This window comes from Noviherbaspirillum denitrificans (assembly GCF_002211445.1).
GTDB lineage: Bacteria > Pseudomonadota > Gammaproteobacteria > Burkholderiales > Burkholderiaceae_D > Noviherbaspirillum > Noviherbaspirillum denitrificans.
Genome location: NZ_LSTO01000001.1, coordinates 1,566,328 through 1,582,615 on the forward strand (window position 1 = coordinate 1,566,328; position 16,288 = coordinate 1,582,615).

General features: G+C 59.4%; 19 protein-coding genes and 2 pseudogenes. 11 read left to right on the plus strand and 10 right to left on the minus strand.

Going from position 1 to position 16,288, the window contains the following annotated elements; all coding sequences use genetic code 11:
* The 3 genes and pseudogenes from AYR66_RS29445 to AYR66_RS07805 form a co-directional block, all read right to left on the minus strand.
* Positions 1-653 (minus strand): annotated as a pseudogene (locus AYR66_RS29445) (hypothetical protein); the annotation flags it as partial.
* 1 nt (position 654) lies between these two features.
* Entirely contained in the window at positions 655-948 is a 294-nt protein-coding gene (locus AYR66_RS07800; RefSeq protein ID WP_088707038.1) for a YkgJ family cysteine cluster protein, read from the minus strand.
* A gap of 420 nt (positions 949-1,368) precedes the next feature.
* The gene (locus AYR66_RS07805) at positions 1,369-1,551 is read right to left on the minus strand and encodes a hypothetical protein (protein ID WP_088707039.1); all 183 of its coding nucleotides are present in this window, start codon (positions 1,549-1,551) and stop codon (positions 1,369-1,371) included.
* Positions 1,552-2,109: 558 nt separating this feature from the next.
* On the opposite strand from AYR66_RS07805, the gene AYR66_RS07810 reads away from it, so the two are divergent.
* The 7 genes from AYR66_RS07810 to AYR66_RS07840 all read left to right on the plus strand — a co-directional run bounded on the left by AYR66_RS07810 (position 2,110) and on the right by AYR66_RS07840 (position 7,103).
* The gene (locus tag AYR66_RS07810) at positions 2,110-2,532 is read left to right on the plus strand and encodes a hypothetical protein (protein ID WP_088707040.1); all 423 of its coding nucleotides are present in this window, start codon (positions 2,110-2,112) and stop codon (positions 2,530-2,532) included.
* 112 nt (positions 2,533-2,644) lie between these two features.
* Positions 2,645-3,280 carry a YqgE/AlgH family protein gene (locus AYR66_RS07815; protein WP_088707041.1) on the plus strand — a complete coding sequence of 212 codons (636 nt, stop codon included), beginning with the start codon at positions 2,645-2,647 and terminating at the stop codon, positions 3,278-3,280.
* 232 nt (positions 3,281-3,512) lie between these two features.
* On the plus strand, positions 3,513-4,145 hold the full coding sequence (pssA, locus tag AYR66_RS07820; protein ID WP_088707042.1) for a CDP-diacylglycerol--serine O-phosphatidyltransferase: 633 nt from the start codon (positions 3,513-3,515) through the stop codon (positions 4,143-4,145).
* Positions 4,146-4,333: 188 nt separating this feature from the next.
* Positions 4,334-5,128, plus strand: a complete 795-nt coding sequence (locus AYR66_RS07825; protein ID WP_088707043.1) for an amino acid ABC transporter substrate-binding protein — start codon at positions 4,334-4,336, stop codon at positions 5,126-5,128.
* Between the two features lie 69 nt (positions 5,129-5,197).
* Positions 5,198-5,851: an amino acid ABC transporter permease gene (locus AYR66_RS07830; protein WP_088707044.1), complete on the plus strand. Its 654-nt coding sequence runs from the start codon at positions 5,198-5,200 to the stop codon at positions 5,849-5,851.
* Positions 5,832-6,623: an amino acid ABC transporter ATP-binding protein gene (locus AYR66_RS07835; RefSeq protein ID WP_272938326.1), complete on the plus strand. Its 792-nt coding sequence runs from the start codon at positions 5,832-5,834 to the stop codon at positions 6,621-6,623. Before AYR66_RS07830 ends, AYR66_RS07835 begins: the two co-directional genes overlap by 20 nt.
* A 108-nt stretch (positions 6,624-6,731) precedes the next feature.
* The gene (locus AYR66_RS07840; protein WP_088707045.1) at positions 6,732-7,103 is read left to right on the plus strand and encodes a hypothetical protein; all 372 of its coding nucleotides are present in this window, start codon (positions 6,732-6,734) and stop codon (positions 7,101-7,103) included.
* Here the strand turns inward: AYR66_RS07840 and AYR66_RS07845 are convergent, their stop codons facing one another.
* On the minus strand, positions 7,104-7,544 hold the full coding sequence (locus AYR66_RS07845) for a hypothetical protein (protein ID WP_206047103.1): 441 nt from the start codon (positions 7,542-7,544) through the stop codon (positions 7,104-7,106).
* Between the two features lie 264 nt (positions 7,545-7,808).
* On the opposite strand from AYR66_RS07845, the gene AYR66_RS07850 reads away from it, so the two are divergent.
* Positions 7,809-8,042, plus strand: coding sequence for a DUF3563 family protein (locus AYR66_RS07850; RefSeq protein ID WP_088707046.1), 234 nt, complete (start codon positions 7,809-7,811; stop codon positions 8,040-8,042).
* 192 nt (positions 8,043-8,234) lie between these two features.
* On the opposite strand, the gene AYR66_RS07855 is transcribed toward AYR66_RS07850, so the two are convergent.
* Positions 8,235-9,233 (minus strand): MBL fold metallo-hydrolase, encoded by a 999-nt coding sequence (locus AYR66_RS07855; protein ID WP_088707047.1) that lies wholly within the window; start codon positions 9,231-9,233, stop codon positions 8,235-8,237.
* A gap of 610 nt (positions 9,234-9,843) precedes the next feature.
* Between AYR66_RS07855 and AYR66_RS07860 the strand changes: the two genes are divergently transcribed.
* Positions 9,844-10,296, plus strand: coding sequence for a hypothetical protein (locus AYR66_RS07860; protein WP_088707048.1), 453 nt, complete (start codon positions 9,844-9,846; stop codon positions 10,294-10,296).
* Between the two features lie 155 nt (positions 10,297-10,451).
* Here the strand turns inward: AYR66_RS07860 and AYR66_RS07865 are convergent, their stop codons facing one another.
* Positions 10,452-11,258, minus strand: a complete 807-nt coding sequence (locus AYR66_RS07865) for a PPK2 family polyphosphate kinase (RefSeq protein WP_088707049.1) — start codon at positions 11,256-11,258, stop codon at positions 10,452-10,454.
* Between the two features lie 66 nt (positions 11,259-11,324).
* The gene (locus AYR66_RS28250; protein WP_141104039.1) at positions 11,325-11,576 is read right to left on the minus strand and encodes a hypothetical protein; all 252 of its coding nucleotides are present in this window, start codon (positions 11,574-11,576) and stop codon (positions 11,325-11,327) included.
* 90 nt (positions 11,577-11,666) lie between these two features.
* Between AYR66_RS28250 and AYR66_RS07870 the strand changes: the two genes are divergently transcribed.
* A complete protein-coding gene (locus AYR66_RS07870) occupies positions 11,667-12,077 on the plus strand; it encodes a hemerythrin domain-containing protein (RefSeq protein ID WP_088707050.1) in 411 nt (136 codons plus the stop codon).
* Complete coding sequence (locus AYR66_RS07875; protein WP_088707051.1) at positions 12,077-13,369, plus strand: HD-GYP domain-containing protein; 1,293 nt, start codon at positions 12,077-12,079, stop codon at positions 13,367-13,369. The genes AYR66_RS07870 and AYR66_RS07875 overlap by 1 nt, the downstream gene beginning before the upstream one ends.
* On the opposite strand, the gene AYR66_RS07880 is transcribed toward AYR66_RS07875, so the two are convergent.
* The 3 genes and pseudogenes from AYR66_RS07880 to AYR66_RS07890 all read right to left on the minus strand — a co-directional run.
* Positions 13,341-14,891 carry a cytochrome D1 domain-containing protein gene (locus AYR66_RS07880; RefSeq protein WP_088707052.1) on the minus strand — a complete coding sequence of 517 codons (1,551 nt, stop codon included), beginning with the start codon at positions 14,889-14,891 and terminating at the stop codon, positions 13,341-13,343. The genes AYR66_RS07875 and AYR66_RS07880 overlap by 29 nt on opposite strands.
* Complete coding sequence (gene nirJ, locus AYR66_RS07885) at positions 14,891-16,093, minus strand: heme d1 biosynthesis radical SAM protein NirJ (RefSeq protein WP_088707053.1); 1,203 nt, start codon at positions 16,091-16,093, stop codon at positions 14,891-14,893. The genes AYR66_RS07880 and nirJ overlap by 1 nt, the downstream gene beginning before the upstream one ends.
* Before the next feature lie 11 nt (positions 16,094-16,104).
* Positions 16,105-16,288 (minus strand): annotated as a pseudogene (locus AYR66_RS07890) (siroheme decarboxylase subunit beta); the annotation flags it as partial.

Sequence of the window (16,288 nt, forward strand, 5' to 3'; positions counted from 1 at the left end):
AACGCTTCTGTCAGCGCCTTTTCCGATTTTTTCGCCGCAGAAAACCCCATCACGGCGATAACGGGACCGGCAATAGCACCGCCGAGGACGGCCATTCCGCCGGCGACTCCCATTCCGCCCGCAGCCAGCGATCCGCCGCCTAGCCAAGCCAGCGTGGCATTGGTAGCAGCGACCCCTGAGAGGCTGCTGATGGCGGTCCCAGTTGATGCAACCCCAATCTTGGCAGCCAAGCCGCCCGCGCCAATTCCGGTCAACACGCCGGAGGAGACGGCACTCATACCGTCTTTTAAAAGATCGGCCGCTTGATAAGAACTGACTTCGATTTCTGAAAGTGCCGGCGGCGTGACTTCGACTGTGTTAGCCCCGAGTTGAATCGGCCGATATGTTACCTGGTTAACTTGCCGTACCGCCACCACGAACCGTTTCATGAGATGACCTTCGGTGTGAAGGCGCACTTTGCCGAGATGAGTGAGTGCCGAGGCAGTCAATTCCTTCTGTTCGTTCAGGATATCTCTGGCCGTTTCGAATTCATCTACAGCCTCTGCAACGGTGCTCTTGGCCTTTGCATAATTATTCTTCGCATCGTAGCCTTTTTTTGCGCCAAAAGCGCCTGCGACAAGTGCTACACCGCCAACAATGAGTGGAATCGCCATTTCAACTTTCTTGGATCGTTATTTTGTAGTGGGAAGGAAAGTCGTGTTCACGCTGCAGGGAATTACATACGTCTGCATTTGCGCGGTAGTACGCAATGAGGTTTAGTTGGTGCGCGAAGAGCGTGAAGGCATCGTCAATTCGGCACACTTCTGGCCGCGTATCGTAGATGTCGCAAGTCCTTTCTGTGAGGTTCAAATGCACGCATGTCCCGTCCCCTCGGTCGAGCCATTGTGTTGCCTCAGTTCGGTCGACGTGACGACAACAGAGTCCACAACTCGTGCATGGAAAGGTCATTGGAAGATGAATTTTTTGCGACCAAAATAGCAAACCAAGATGAACCTCGTTAACCTCGCGTCAGGTCTTGCATTAGCGCTTGTGCGGAATCGCAAGACTTGACCCCGCTTTTGCGTTAGCCCGAATGGTAATGTCAGCAAGCGTAGGTTGGACTGAAAAGCCTAACCTGACCAACCACAACTAACGCTTTTCCGCTCGATGGCTTCCGTGCGCTTCAAATAGCTCCGCTAACTTCGACCACGACAGTTTGTAACCATAAGTACTACTTGCAGGAAACCATACTAGTGAGCCGTTCGACACCCTGAGTTCACCGATTTTGGAACCGTCTTTATGTACTGGGAACGCCACGTCGGTTTTACCAATTTGAAGTGGCGGTTGGAGAATAGTGACTTTGTGCGACGACATATGTTGGTCTAAACCTCAATCGATACTCAGAATGACAATACTTTCCACCGCCTTGGTAGCTGCATACTCTCGCTTCTTAATCGCTTCCATCACCGCGCTCTCGGTCTTTGCCATTGCCTGGATGGCGGTAGGGCCCACGGTACGGAGGCTGTATCCCTTGATTTTTATTTGATACTTAACTTTGACATTAACGGCCATAAGCCTTCTCCTCTAAGAAAAGCGCGGCAAATCTATAGTCGCCGCCATTGGGATTACATGCCACAAATTGAACTCATGGCACCAGGGACTTGCCTTTAGGAAACCGTCTAAGATTAGAATGTTTGCGATGGCCTGTATATCCCATGCATGGGGTAGGGTTTGTTCCTACTTTGGTATAGGTGCAGCAAGCGTAGGTCGGGCTGCAAAACCCAATGTTCTCCTGACTTAGGATCATCATCCTGGTCGTCACGAGCAATCACCGACTTCTTTTTCAATAAGCTTGCTACCTTCTGCTACATGTCGGGCTTGGCGGCCCAACCTACCGAGCTATCCAAGTCAGCACCTTTCGAATAGCACGGCGCGCTCGTTACTACTCGGCCGGTCTGCCCATATAGGCGCATGTTCCAAATCCAGACGCTCTCCTAGGACCGCAAGATAATAAAGGAGTCATCTCGACAAAAGTCGGGAACAGTGGCCTTCCCCTGAATGCCACCGGACAGCGGTCAGTAGATGCGCGGGTACAATATTTTGAAAACGCATCTACAACATGGAAAAGAAATGTCTGCTGCTGAAATGTCACCCCTCGCGCACGAGTGGACTACCCTTCAAAACAATTATGAGCAGTACGAAAAGCACAGCCTGCTGATCAAGCTGGCCAGCATCGCCCTATTTGTTTTGTCCCTGTCATCACTGGACGCGAAGTTTGCCGTCGCAGTGACGCTGATATTGTGGATTCAGGAAGGCATCCTACGAACATACCAGTCGCGTCTTGGCGACAGGCTCTTGCGTATCGAACAGTTACTGAAGCAAGCATCGCCGCAGCTTGCCTATGCCTGTCAGTTGCATACCGAATGGCAGGCAATGCGTCCCGGGTTCGGCGGACTGCTTGTGGAGTACGCAAAGAGCATGATGCGGCCGACGGTCGCGTTTCCCTATGTGGTATTGGCGTTATTGAACATCGGACGCGAGATATTCAACTGAACCGGGATATCACTACCTATGGGAGCTGGTCTTGCAATCACACGTCTGCTGGAGCGCAGGATGTGCCCGCCCTGCTATCATCGTTGCAGTCACGCCATCATTGACCATTGCAATGAACAAGCCCCGCCGCCTGCTCCTCCTGTACGTGTTAACCCTGTTCTTCCTGGTCCCGGGCGCGCAAGCCGGTGAGCCTGCAGGCAAAGGCATCCTGCTCGTGGCGAGCAAGGGTATGCGTGATCCCAACTTCCGGCAGACTGTCCTGCTACTGACCGACCACGGCCGCCAAGGCACCCTCGGCGTCATTCTCAACCGCTCCATGCAGACAGGGCTTGGTCATCTCTTCCCTGGCGTTTCCGGCTTGCAGGACGGGCAGGACACGCTCTATTCCGGCGGCCCGGTTTCCCGTCAAACCCTGGTCTTCCTTTACCGCGCGCAGTCGAAGGCGAATGAGGCGCTGCATGTGGTCGACGATATCTACATGAGCATGAGCGCGGAGATCCTTGACGGGCTGCTGCGCCGCGAAGCACCGACCCGGGATTTGCGCGTGTTCCAAGGCTATGCCGGCTGGGCTGCTGGTCAGTTGAAAGCGGAAATCGAGCGCGGCGCATGGCATGTGCTCAAGGTCGATCCGGACGTGGTATTCAGCAAGGCGCCGGAGAAGCTGTGGCGGGAAATGATCAACCGCGCAACGGCGCTGGAAGCGAAAGCACAGCCGGAACCAGTTGCCTTGCTTGCCACACATCGATAGACGGCGCTGGCCCACGCCAGCGAGCGCAGGCTGCGTCCCCTACTACGTTTCCCCTCGCACGCCGCCATACTTATGCACGACAAATGCGCCAACCTCAGGGCTAGGTCTTGCATTAGCGCATGTGCTGAATTGCAAGACCTGACACGCAAGAACACTTTCTTGCTCGATCTCCAAGCAACGCATTCCCCGGAGGGCTATAGAAGATATTCCACAGATACTGCGATATCCTCCTATGCCCCCGCCCAATCCACGCCCCCGGCATTTCTCGATGATCCGGGAGTTCCATCTTGCGGACTTCCTCACACTGGCTAACGCGGCGTGCGGCGTGTTCGCGCTGTTTTTTTCCATGCAGTACCTGCTCGGCAATGAGTTGGCGAACTTCTTCCTCGCTTGCGCGATGGCGCCGCTCGCTTTCGTATTCGATATCCTTGACGGGCGTGTTGCGCGCTGGCGCCGCCAGCACTCTGCACTGGGCCGCGAACTGGATTCACTTGCGGACGTGATTTCGTTTGGCGTTGCGCCTGCTGTCCTGGCGTTTACCGCGGGGATGCAGACCACGGTCGACAAGATCGCGCTGATCTATTTCGTCTGCTGTGGCGTGAGTCGCCTGGCGCGCTATAACGTCACGGCGGAAAGCCTGTCGGAGGGCGCCGACAAGGTCGCCTATTTCGAGGGAACGCCGATTCCGACAAGCGTCGTGCTCACCGCTCTTCTTGCCTTTGCGGCGTGGCAGGGACGGTTGGGCGATCGGTTGTACGGCGGTGTATGGAAGACGGGGCCGCTGGTGCTGCATCCAATGGTCTTGCTGTTCGTCCTGTCCGGATCGCTCATGATCAGCAAGACTTTGCGTATTCCGAAGCTGTAGCGGGAAGCGCATGAACCCTCCACATTCTGCTGGATGGTCTGCCCGTGCGCGCTACTTGCCATTTCGATATCGCACGAAGAATTGACGAAGAAATAACCTTCATCATCTCCCGTAGCATTACGGATCGGAAAGCGCGCGAGTTTGTGGAATAATCGCGCGTTTGCCTGTTTCACTTCCGAAAATCTCCCATGAAGAAATCGCTTTCCCTGCTTTCCGCAGCCCTCGTTGCGGGCGCCCTCCTTTCCGCTTGCGACAAGGCTCCGGCACCGGCCGCTTCTGCACCCGCTGCTGCCGCCACCAAGATCGTCATTGGCCTGGATGACAACTTTCCCCCGATGGGTTTCCGTGACGCGAAGTCGAACGAGCTGGTCGGCTTTGATATCGACCTGGCGCGCGAAGCCGGCAAGCGCCTCGGCGTCGAGGTGGAATTCAAGCCCATCGAGTGGAGCGCGAAGGAAGCCGAACTGGGCGGCAAGCGCGTCGACGTGCTGTGGAACGGACTGACCATTACCGACAAGCGCAAGGAACAGATCGCCTTTACCGCGCCCTACCTGGAGAACCGCCAGATCATCATCGTGACGGCCGCGTCGCCGATCAAGACCAAGGCTGACCTGGCCGGCAAGGTCGTCGGCGTGCAGGAAGGCAGCAGCGCGGTCGAAGCCATCCAGAAGGATGAGGCGGCGAAGGGCCTGAAGGAACTGCGCAAGTTTGGCGACAACGTCGCTGCCCTGATGGATGTGAGCACCGGCCGCCTCGATGCGCTGGTGGTCGACGAGGTCGTCGGCCGCTACTACACCTCCAAAAAGGCAGGCGAGTATGTCGTGCTGGACGAGCACTTCGGCACCGAAGAGTACGGCGTGGGCGTGCGCAAGGACGACGCGGCGCTGCTGGGCAAGCTGGACAAGGCACTCGCCGACATGAAGAAGGACGGCGCGGCCGAGCGTATCTCGACCCAGTGGTTCGGCAAGAACATCGTAAAATAAGCCCCCCCGCTCCGGCGGGCCTTACTGCCTGCGTGACCCGGCCCCGCGCCGGGTCGGCGGGCCGGCAACATGAACTACCTCTTTGAAATCATGGGTCCGCTGCTGAATGGCAGCGTCGTTACCCTGAAGGTTTTTTTCATCACGCTGGTGCTCTCGGTGCCGCTGGGCCTTGCGCTGGCGCTGATCCGCGTCTCCCATTTCCGCGTCGCGAGCAACCTCGTTAGCGGCTACATCTGGCTGATGCGCGGCACGCCGCTGATGCTGCAGATGCTGTTCATCTACTTCGCGCTGCCCTGGGTGCCGGTCATCGGCATTCGCCTGCCGGACTTCCCCGCAGCGATCGTGGCGTTCACGCTCAATTACGCGGCCTATTTCGCGGAGATCTTCCGCTCCGGCATCCAGTCGGTCGATCGCGGGCAGTACGAGGCGTCGCAGGTGCTGGGCATGAACTATGTGCAGACCATGCGCCGGATCATCCTGCCGCAGGTCATCAAGCGCATCCTGGCGCCGGTCAGCAACGAGACAATCACCCTCGTCAAGGACACTTCGCTGATCTACGTGCTGGCGATGAACGACCTGCTGCGCGCGGCGCGCGGCATCGTGCAGCGCGACTTCACCACCATGCCTTTCGTGGTCGCCGCCGCGTTCTACCTGATCATGACCCTGGTGCTGACCTGGGGCTTCCACCGCCTGGAAAAACGTTATGCCGTCTATGAAGGATGATGCCGTGGAACCGATGCTGATGATCCAGGCCCGCGACATACGCAAGAGCTTCGGGCAGCTGGAAGTCTTGAAGGGCATTTCGCTGGATGTCAGGAAGGGCGACGTGGTCGCCCTGATCGGCCCTTCCGGTTCGGGCAAGAGTACCTTCCTGCGCTGCCTCAACCACCTCGAAAAGATCGACAGCGGCCATCTCGCCATCGAGGGCGAAACACTGGCGACGACCGATGGCGGCGGCACCTGCCGCTACGCATCGCCAGCCGAGGTGCGCCGTATCTGCAGCAGGATGGGCATGGTGTTCCAGCACTTCAATCTCTTCCCTCACCTCACCGTCCTCGACAACATCATCGAGGCTCCGATGACGGTAAAAGGCATGCGCCGAGACGAAATCGTGCCCAAGGCGGAAGCCCTGCTGCGCAAGGTCGATTTGCTGAACAAGAGCGACAGTTATCCGTCGCAGCTTTCAGGCGGACAGAAGCAGCGCGTCGCCATTGCCCGTGCACTCGCGATGGAACCCGACCTGATGCTGTTCGACGAACCGACCTCGGCGCTCGACCCCGAGCTGACCGGCGAAGTCCTGCGCGCGATGCGCCAGCTGGCCGATGAGCACATGACCATGCTGGTCGTCACCCATGAAATGAACTTTGCGCGGGACGTCTCGACGCGCGTGGTGTTCATGGACAAGGGTGAGATCGTGGAGGCCGACAATCCGGCAGCAATCTTCTCCAATCCGCAGCACGCCAGGACGCGCGCCTTCCTCGAGCACGTGCTGTAATCCCCTCGGCATCGCGCTCGCCGGGCAGTGCTGAAGCGCGTCATGCATTCAACAACACGCCTTCGCGGTACCATGGCGACTTCACGATTTGATGATTGAGAGACAGCGATGGACGACAAGTTGACACAGGATGAATTCGAAGCGCTCTCACAGATCCGCCGCTTGAAGAAGGGCGAACGCGAGAGCGCGTGCGTGGCGCGCAATGCCAAGCGTCTCGTCGGCCTGAAATACGTCACCTCGAAGGGCGGCATGCATGTACTCACGGAAAAGGGGCAGCAGACCTTGTTCGTGAAACGCTGCATTGACGGGCTGCGTGCAGTGGCTTATGCAGCGCCGGGATCGATCGATGCGGATGTCGCGGCATTCCTGAGCCGGAAGGGACTCATCGCACCGCGGACGGTGGGCGAGGGTTTCGACGTCACGGAGCGCGGCCGCGAGTCGCTGGCGGATATCGATTCGCGCGAAGGCAAGGCCTCGTAATTACTTGACGCCCAGGCGATGCATGAGCGCGTCGAATGCGGCGCGCGCATGAACGTCATGGGCGCTGTCATCCGGCTCGATACCGCCTTCTTCTTCCGCATACGCTGCGGCCAGGTTCTTCCACCCCTTGCTCTCCGCAAAGCGACCGAATTCTTCCGGCGCCTCCAGCACGATCAGTTTGTCATCCTGCATGCCCGCTTCGGCAGGACCGAAATCCGGGCCGTCGTAGCCGAGCGTGCGCAGGCGGGACAGGATTTCGCGGATGACGACCGGGTCTTCGTGGAGCGGGTCATCTTCCATGGGTGTATCCAGGTCGACGTAGACGTCGATGATGCCGTAGCTTTCGTCGACGATTCGGATTGCGCGGGCATTCCACGTGCGTCCCAGGGAGTCGTTGATGCGGAAGGGTCCGCTCAGGTGGATGGCATTTTCGTTGTCCATATCGGCAGACTACATGAAGTTGTCCTCCCGTAGGAAGAGTGGGCGGGTTCTTGAATCAATAGCCGCGACTGACGATGCGGCAGGTCTTGCAATCACGCATTAACAGGATTGCAAGACTTGTGCCCGGTTCAGCAGCAGTGGAAGCTGCCAGCCAGGTTCATATTCACAAAACGGATACCTGAAATTCCCAAACGAAAGTGCCAACTTGGTGCATCACTTCCTACACTGGGAGTGAAGATCATTGCACTTGAAGAGGAAAATAAAATGTCCGCCGTATCCAATATGCCGCATGTGATTGCAGATGCCGTTCGCGCAGCAGGCCACGCTACCCACGACTTTTTCGAACACCTCGGAGATTCGCTCAGCCACAGCATCGCCGTCAGCGAACGTGACCGCGAAGAGGCGTATCTCGCCGAGTCGGTCGATCTCGCCGACCTGGAATGCCGGATGCACGAACTGGATCACACTCGCCAGCACCACGTATTCTGGACCACCTGATCGTCCGGCGCGCCAGCAAGCAGTCGGAAACAACGGCGGCAGGTCCTGCAATGACCGACCCGCTGCATGGCAGGATGTGACGCCGTGTTTTTAAGAAAAGAGGCTGATGCCTTCTCGGTGCACCAGCCTCTTGTGTTGTCAGCCCACTCGCCAGTGCGTGTACCCTGGCCGAGCAGCAGGAATAGGCACTCCCTATTTCGCTAACGGCGCATATTCCACCGGCACCCAGGCATAGCCCTTCCCTTCCGCCCGCACATGCCCCAACCCGGGGAATGGCAGGTGCGCGCCCGCCACCCACAGCTTCTTCTTCGCCACGTCGGCAAACAGCTTCCGGCGCGTGGCAATCGCCTGCTTCTTGTCGGTGTCGAAGTCGATGGCGACAGCAGGCCGCGCGAACTGCACCGCGTGGTTGTGCACGATGTCGCCCCATACCAGCAACTGTTCTTGCCCAGAGGTGACGAGATAGCCGGCGTGGCCCGGCGTGTGGCCGGGGCTGGGTACGGAGACGATGCCGGGCAGGAGAGTGTCCCCGGATTTGAATTCCTTCAGCTTGCCTGCAGCCTTGTACGGCGCGACGGCGTCTTCGGCGACCTTGAAGAAAGCTTGCATTTCTTTCGGCGCCTTGGCTGCCGTTTCCTTATTGAGCCAGAACGCGGCTTCGTCCTTGCTGACATGGACGGTGGCATTCGGGAAGGCGGCCTTGCCGTCGGCGGTGGCGATGCCGCAGACGTGGTCGCCGTGCAGGTGGGTCAGAAGGACGGTGTCGACCTGTTCCGGCTTGTAGCCGGCGGCGCGGATGTTGTCGCCGATGACACCCAATGTCGGGCCGAAGCACTTCGCCGCGCCGGCATCAACCAGGATGAGGTTCTTGCCAGTATTGACGAGGTAGGCATTGACTGCCGTTTGCATGCCTGACGTCGAAGCGGCAAAGGTGCGCGCGAGCAGGCCCTGGATGTCTTTTGCGCTGGCGCCGTTGAGGATCTTGGGGTCGAGCATGACGTAGCCGTCGTACAGCGCGGTGACTTCGACGTCGCCGAGGTTCATGCGGTAATAGCCGGGCACCTGGGAAGCGACCTTCGCGGGGGCATCGGCGAAGGCGGTGTGCGGGAGGAACGAGACCAGTGCGGTTGTGCCTGCAATCATGGCTGCCAGCAGGGAATGCCGCGCCTTCTTCATGGAATGTTGTGTCATGCGATCCCTTGATGAGTTGTAATGGGTACGAAGATCTTAGCGCATACGCGAGGTGGCTGTTTTGCGGTGCAGACCGTGCAGGTCAGCATGTTGGAACTGCGGGGCCGATTCCACGTCCGACATCAGATGACGACCTCTGCTGACCGGAGGCGTTGGTTATAGAGAAGTTGAACGCGCGCAGTGACGTCGATGGTGTGCAGGCTGCTTGCCACGACGAAGCGCCTGGTCATCCGTTTGCTGCGTATGCTTGGACTTTCCTGTTTCCGGCACCGTCGTCGCCATGCTTCTGAGCGCATGAAGTGTGGCCTGCTCTTTCGCGCATACGCGCGAGACATGAAACCTGGCGCCGCACTCACGATGAATGTCGTGTGAGGCGGCTTTTGCGTGGCTGCCACTGGCCACGACATTTGCCTCGTTTACTTTGCGAATCCGCAAAACCTCGTTCCCTGAATCGCACTGCGTCTAGAGGCATATCAATGGATGTGCAGACTTCCTGTTCCGTCTCCTGATTCTTTCCGTGCTCGCATTGCCATTTTCGCCAGATCCCGCAGACTGACCTATCCGTACTCTATGTACCGTATGTACTGCATCTATTAACCAGGAGTTTCCTATGAAGCCTTTGTTACTCATCGCAGCTGGCGCCGCCATTCCGGCAGCCATCGCATTCGCCCAGACCTCCACGCCGACAAGCACGCTGGCGCCCTTTATCCCGCTGTTCGGCAGCGGCAGCAGCGCAAGCTCGGGCGGCAGCAACGGATCGGCGTCGGGAACGGGTGGTGGCAATTCGACGTGGTACATCGATACCGCGAAGAACCTGATCGTGCTGTGCACGCAATCCGCGAGCGGAACCGGCGGAACGAGTGGAACCGGTGGAACCAGTGGAACAAGCGGCAACCAGGCATTCACCTGCACTGCGCAGACCGTGCCATCGGCGCCGACGAGCACGGGCACATCCGGCACGACGGGTACTGGTGCAGGCGCGACCGGAGCAGGTACGCCCGCAGGATCGACAGGCACCGGCACATCGAGCGGTGGTGCCGGTTCGAATCCTATGGGTAGCTAAGCGCACTTCATGGCGTGGACACGCGTCTGGCACTGCAATCGCTTATAGCGTTGTGGTGGTCAGGCCGATTCGGGAACGCGGGCGTGCATTCGATCTTCACGTCCGCATTTCCTAACACCCCTATGGTACGCGGCGCGCACCCTACGACTGCACAATCAAGTCACCTTGATCTTCAAGTACTCCGGATTCGCAGGCGGATAAGCGAGTTTCATCGCATCGAGCGTCTCTACCACGATGGACGCAATCGCGAGATTGCGATGCGTCTTGCTGTCTGACGGAATCACGTACCACGGCGCGACATCCGTGTCGGTCTTATCAATCGCCTTCTGGTAGAAGCTCCGGTACGCATCCCAATGCTCGCGTTCCTTGAGGTCGTTCAGGTCGACCTTCCAGTGCTTGTCCGGGTCGTCGAGCCGGGCTTGCAGGCGCTGCCTCTGCTCTTCCTTTGAAATGTGCAGGAAGAATTTCAGGATGACCGTGCCGGTCTCGCTCAGCATGCGTTCAAAGTCGCAGATCTGCTGGTAGCGGCGCGCGCATTCCTTGCCGTCGATCAGGCCGTGCACGGCCGGGTACAGGACATCCTCGTAGTGGCTGCGGTTGAAGACGACGAGCTGGCCTTGCGCGGGTACCTCGCGGTGTACACGCCACAGGTAGTCGTGTTCGCGTTCATCGATGGTTGGTGCGCGAAAGGCGACGCAGCGTACGCCAAGCGGGTCGAGGCGGCCGAAGACGCCACGCACCGTTCCATCCTTGCCGCTGGTGTCCATGCCTTGCAGGATGACCAGCAGCTTGCGGCGGCGCTCGGCGTAGAAGATGTCCTGGCAGGCGGCGATGCGGTTGGCGAGTTCGTCGACGCGTGCCTTGTCCGCTTCCTTGTCGCCGGATGACAGCGGTTTTGCGCCGGCCTTGCTTTCGGTCAGCTTCAACGGATGTTTGGCGCGGAACTGGTCTCGGTTGTTCATCTGCGGCCTCGTTGCAAGGAGATGGATCCGATAGCATAGCGCACAAGCAAAAACCTGTTTCCCTCGTCAGGCACGGAGGAGAAGTGGCGAGTCCAGCGCCGTCGCAGTACGCTCAACCGGCTGCCCTTCCACATCGAAGTTGATCTTGGCCTTCCATTCATTTTGCAGGCTTTGCAGCGGCACCACGCATTCTCCCGTCATGCCGAGGCTTTGTGCCCAGCGACGGATGTAGTCGTCCGTGCTCCAGACACCGGGCGAGATAGCGGGTGTTCTTCTCCGATCGGTTCCCTGCATTGCTGTTTCTTCAAGTGTTTTCATATGCAATTCCATAACCCTACTAAAAGATGTATTTTACTTGAATCTTTAAATGCGGAAACATACAATGTGTTGAAACGGAAAGGAAAGACCATGAACATCGACAAGTTCAAGCACCAGCACACCCAGATCTTTGATTGCATCAATACACTGCGCCAGCATTCGTTGTCGGGCATCATCGAGAACGCGCGGGACATCGCGCGGACGGTTGTTTCGATGAGTTCGATGATCAAGCTGCACCTGAGCGTTGAAGACAAGGTCCTCTACCCCGCCCTGCGCTCCAGCAAGAGCGAAACCATCGCGCGGCTGGGCAACCAGTACCAGGAAGACATGAAGGCGATCGCGCAAAGCTACGAGGAATTCGCGCGCAAGTGGAATACCGCGACCAATGTGGCAAAGGACCCGGAGGGATTCCGGACCGAGGCGAACACGGTACTCAAGCGGCTGCACACACGCATCCGCCAGGAAGACCAGAACTTCTATCCGGCCATCGAGGCGATTTGATGGAGGTTGGAGGGCGCGCGGATTCGTCCGCCATCATTGTCAATTCCTTTGACATGGTGCTGTCGTTTGCGCGCGCGATGGATCTCTTGCATCCTGCGGTGTCGGAGCATCATCTGCGCGTGGCCTACGTGTCGGCCTGCATTGCGGAAGAGATCGGTTTATCGGATGCGGAGGTCCAGGATATTCTCGTCGCGGCCGCGATGCACGATGTCGCCGCCGCATGCGCGCCGCAGACCCGGCCTTTGCTTGACCGGGCGCTGGACAGCGACGCAGCCGGGGATATCGGCAGCGACCTCCATGACCACGGCCTCGAATGTTCGCGGATGCTGGCAGGCTTTGCGCCGTTCGCGCGGGCTGCGAGAGTCATCCGCTTCCATCACGTCGACTGGAACCATGGTGCAGGTCGCTACTTCGATGAATGCCGCGTTCCATTGGAGAGCCATATCCTGCGCCTTGCGGATCGTGTTGCGGTGCTTCCGCCCGCTGGCGAACCGGCGCTGGTCCATGCGAAGGACATCAGGGCTTCCATTCGAAGCCGAGCTGGAGACCATTTCCATCCCCACCTAGTCGATGCGTTTGAACAGGTGTCGGCAAGGGAGTCGTTCTGGCTCGACCTTGCGAGCAAGCACAAGGAAGCATTGTTGAAGGAGCGCTTCGGCGGTGGCGCGCTTCGCCTGGATGGCGATAACCTGCATGCGCTTGCGAAGGTGTTCGCGGCGATTGTCGACTACCGCAGCGCGTATACCGCCGCGCATTCCAGCGGCGTTGCGAAGGCCAGCGAACTGCTGGCAAGCAGGGCCGGACTTCCTTCGCCGCGCGTGCGCCTCGTCGGCGTGGCCGGCTACCTGCACGACCTCGGCAAGCTGGCGGTGCCGCCGGAACTGCTGGAGAAACCCGGCAAGCTGACGGACGACGAAATGCTCCTGATCCGCCAGCATCCCTACTACACGCAACAGATCCTGTCGGCAGTGCCTGGACTGGAAGACGTGACCGCCTGGGCCGCGTTGCATCATGAACGGCTGGACGGCACCGGATATCCATTCCGGGAGCTGCAGATCCCGTTCGAGGCGCGCATCGTCGCGGTCGCCGACATCTTCACCGCGCTGACGGAAGACCGTCCTTATCGCGCGGGAATGAAAAAGGAAGAATGCATGGATGTGCTGTACAAGATGGCGCGGGATGGCGCCATCGACGGTGAAGTCGTGTCACTGCTGCAGGGCGACGAATTCGGAAATCCTTCCGGTATCGCCGCCCCGGAGCGCATCAATGGCTTGTTCCCGCTGACCGCGTGATCTTGTTGTACACGTTGTACTTGCCGGACGGCTTGCGCATCGGCAGCCGCTTCACTTCCTTGAGCGTCTGCGCGTCGTAGATCACCAGCGCGCCATCGTTTTCCCAGATGCTCACCAGTGCATACTTGCCGTCGCGGCTGAACTCGGTGTGCGCGGCGACCTTGCCCGGACTCGGTCGCAATTGTGCGACCACTTCCAGCTTGTTCTTGTCCAGGATCTGGATCACGTCGCGGTCCTTGGTGCCGTTGAACACGTCGACCCAGGCATAGGGCGTATTCTCGTGGCTGCGCATGAAGAATCCCGGGCCCAGCGTCTTCACCTGCTTGATCGTCTTCCAGGTTTTCATGTCGATGACCGTGACCAGCCCATCCTTCAGGTTGGGCGTGGCCATGATCGGACGGCCATCCAGTTCCCATGAAATGCCGGAACCGAGGTGCGGCATGCCGGGCAGTTCAATGTCGGTGATCTTGCGGCGAATGTTCAGGTTGACGACCTGCCCCTTGCCCTCGCGCGACGAGCCGATCAGGTGGTCGTAGCGGCTGTCGAAAAAGAAATCGTCGAGATAGTCTTCCAGCACGATGCGGCGTACCGGGAACGGCCCCTTCACTGCCAGGCCTTCTCCCATCTTGTAGTCGTGCACCATGCCGTTGAAAATCGGCTCCGCCTTGTCGTCATAGGGGATCTCCCATACTTCCGGGATATCCTTCAGCGCGGCGACAAAGCTCTTGCGCGGCGCGGCGTCATAGATGGCCGAGACGCGGGAACTCTTGCCGTTGTCATCCCTGACGTCGATCACCTTGATCGGCTGCAGGTCTTTCGCATCGAGCGCCACCAGCGTATGCGGCAGGTAGTTGGCGACCATGACGAAGCGTCCGTCGCTCGATACCGCGAGGTTGCGCGTATTGATGCCGGCACGGATCTCCGCCACCAGCGCAAGATTCCAGATGTCGTATTTGGCGATCCAGCCGTCGCGCGAGGCGAAGTAGACGTAGCGCCCATCCGGCGAGAACTTCGGGCCGCCGTGCAGCGCGTAGCGCGTCGGGAAACGGGTGATTGGCTCGAGCTTGTCGCCGTCGAGGATGGTCGCGTGATGGTCACCCAGCTCGACCACCACGAACAGGTTGAGCGGGTCGGCCTTGAACACCGGCTTGTCGCCCAGGCTGGCGGCGCTGCGGTGTTCGATGCGCGACGCACGCATTTCCGCCATGCCCCATGCAGGCATCGACGGCAGCGGCGTGTACACGAAGTCCGCCAATGCCTTGATCTCTTCCTCGTTCAGCTTGTCCTTGAATGCGGGCATCTGGGTGGCGATGCGTCCTTCTGCGATCGTTGTGATTGCAGCCGGCTTGCGCAGGCGTTCGAGGTTGCCGGGCAAGAGCGCCGGACCGGTTCCACCAAGGCGGTCGGCCCCGTGGCATGCCGCGCAGTGGGTGCGATACAGGACATCCGCGTCGGCGCTCCATGCCTGGCCGTACTGCAGGGAGAGGACTGCCGCGGCGGCGGTCAGAACGATACGCCACATCATGATGCCCTCGCGGTCCGGATCTTGAAGTAGGGTTTGAGCTGCACCCGCTCGCGTTCGCTCGACACGCCAATCTCGTCGTCGTGGAGATAGCATGCGGGATCTTCCTCCCACGGATCACCGGTCAGCTGCATCGCACGTACGCGGGTGTTGCCGCCGCAGACGTCGAAGTAGCTGCAATCGCCGCAGCGGCCCTTGATGGCGCGCGGCGATGCCTTCAGGCCCGCCATCAGCGGATCCGACGTGTCGCTCCAGATCTCGGAAAACTTCCGGTCGCGCACATTGCCGAGGTTGTAGTTCCACCAGAAGGTATCCGGGTGCACGTTGCCGAGGTTGTCGATATTGGCGACGTTGACGCCGGAAGAGTTGCCGCCCCACTGCGCCAGCTTGGCGCGCAGGTGTGCTTCCTTCTCCGGCATGTGCCGGCGCACCCAATGCAGCAGGAAGACGCCGTCGGCATCGTTGTTGCCGGTCACGAATTCCTTTTCGACGCCGCGCTGCAGGTCGTTCCAGCAAGTGTCGAACAGGAGGTTCATCGCATTGCGCGTCGTTTCGAGGAAGGCGTCCCTGCCGCGGTTGGTGTTGCCGCGTCCCGCGTAGTTGAGATGCGAGAGGTAGAACTTGTGGATGCCTTCGTCATCGACCAGCTTCAGCAGGCCCGGCAGGTCGCGCGCATTGTCCTGCGTGAGCGTGAAGCGTACGCCCACCTTGATGCCCTTGTCGCGGCACAGGCGCACGCCGTCCAGCGATGCATCGAACGCGCCTTCCTTGCGCCGGAAGGCATCGTGCGTGGCGCGGATGCCGTCGAGGCTGATGCCGACGTAATCGAAGCCGATTTCGGCGATGCGGTCGATATTCGACTCGTCGACGAGCGTGCCGTTGCTCGATAGGCCGACGTAGAAACCCATCTGTTTCGCGCGCCTGGCGACGTCGAAGATGTCCGGCCGCAGCAGCGGTTCGCCGCCGGACAGGATCAGCACCGGCACGCGAAATGCGCGCAGGTCGTCCATCACCTTGAACACTTCTTCGGTGTTCAGCTCGCCTTCGTAGTCGTGGTCGGCGGAAATCGAATAGCAATGCTTGCAGGTCAGGTTGCAGCGGCGGATCAGGTTCCAGATGACGACCGGGCCGGGTGGATTGCGCTTCGGGCCAAGGGGAGTCGGTTCGGCGATTTCGCGCATGTATTGGCTGATGCGAAACATGGTTCTTCCTTCTAGGATTTTGTCTTGGCCAGCCGCAGGCCGGTCTTCTTCAGGATGCGCGTGCTGTACAGCACGTCATGGCCGCGCACATGCTCGCCCAGCAGTTCCGCAATCTGCGCCACCTTCGCTTCCACTTCGTCGCGCGTGCGTCCGTGCACCATTGCGAAGAGGTTGTAGTTCCATTGCGGCGGGCGG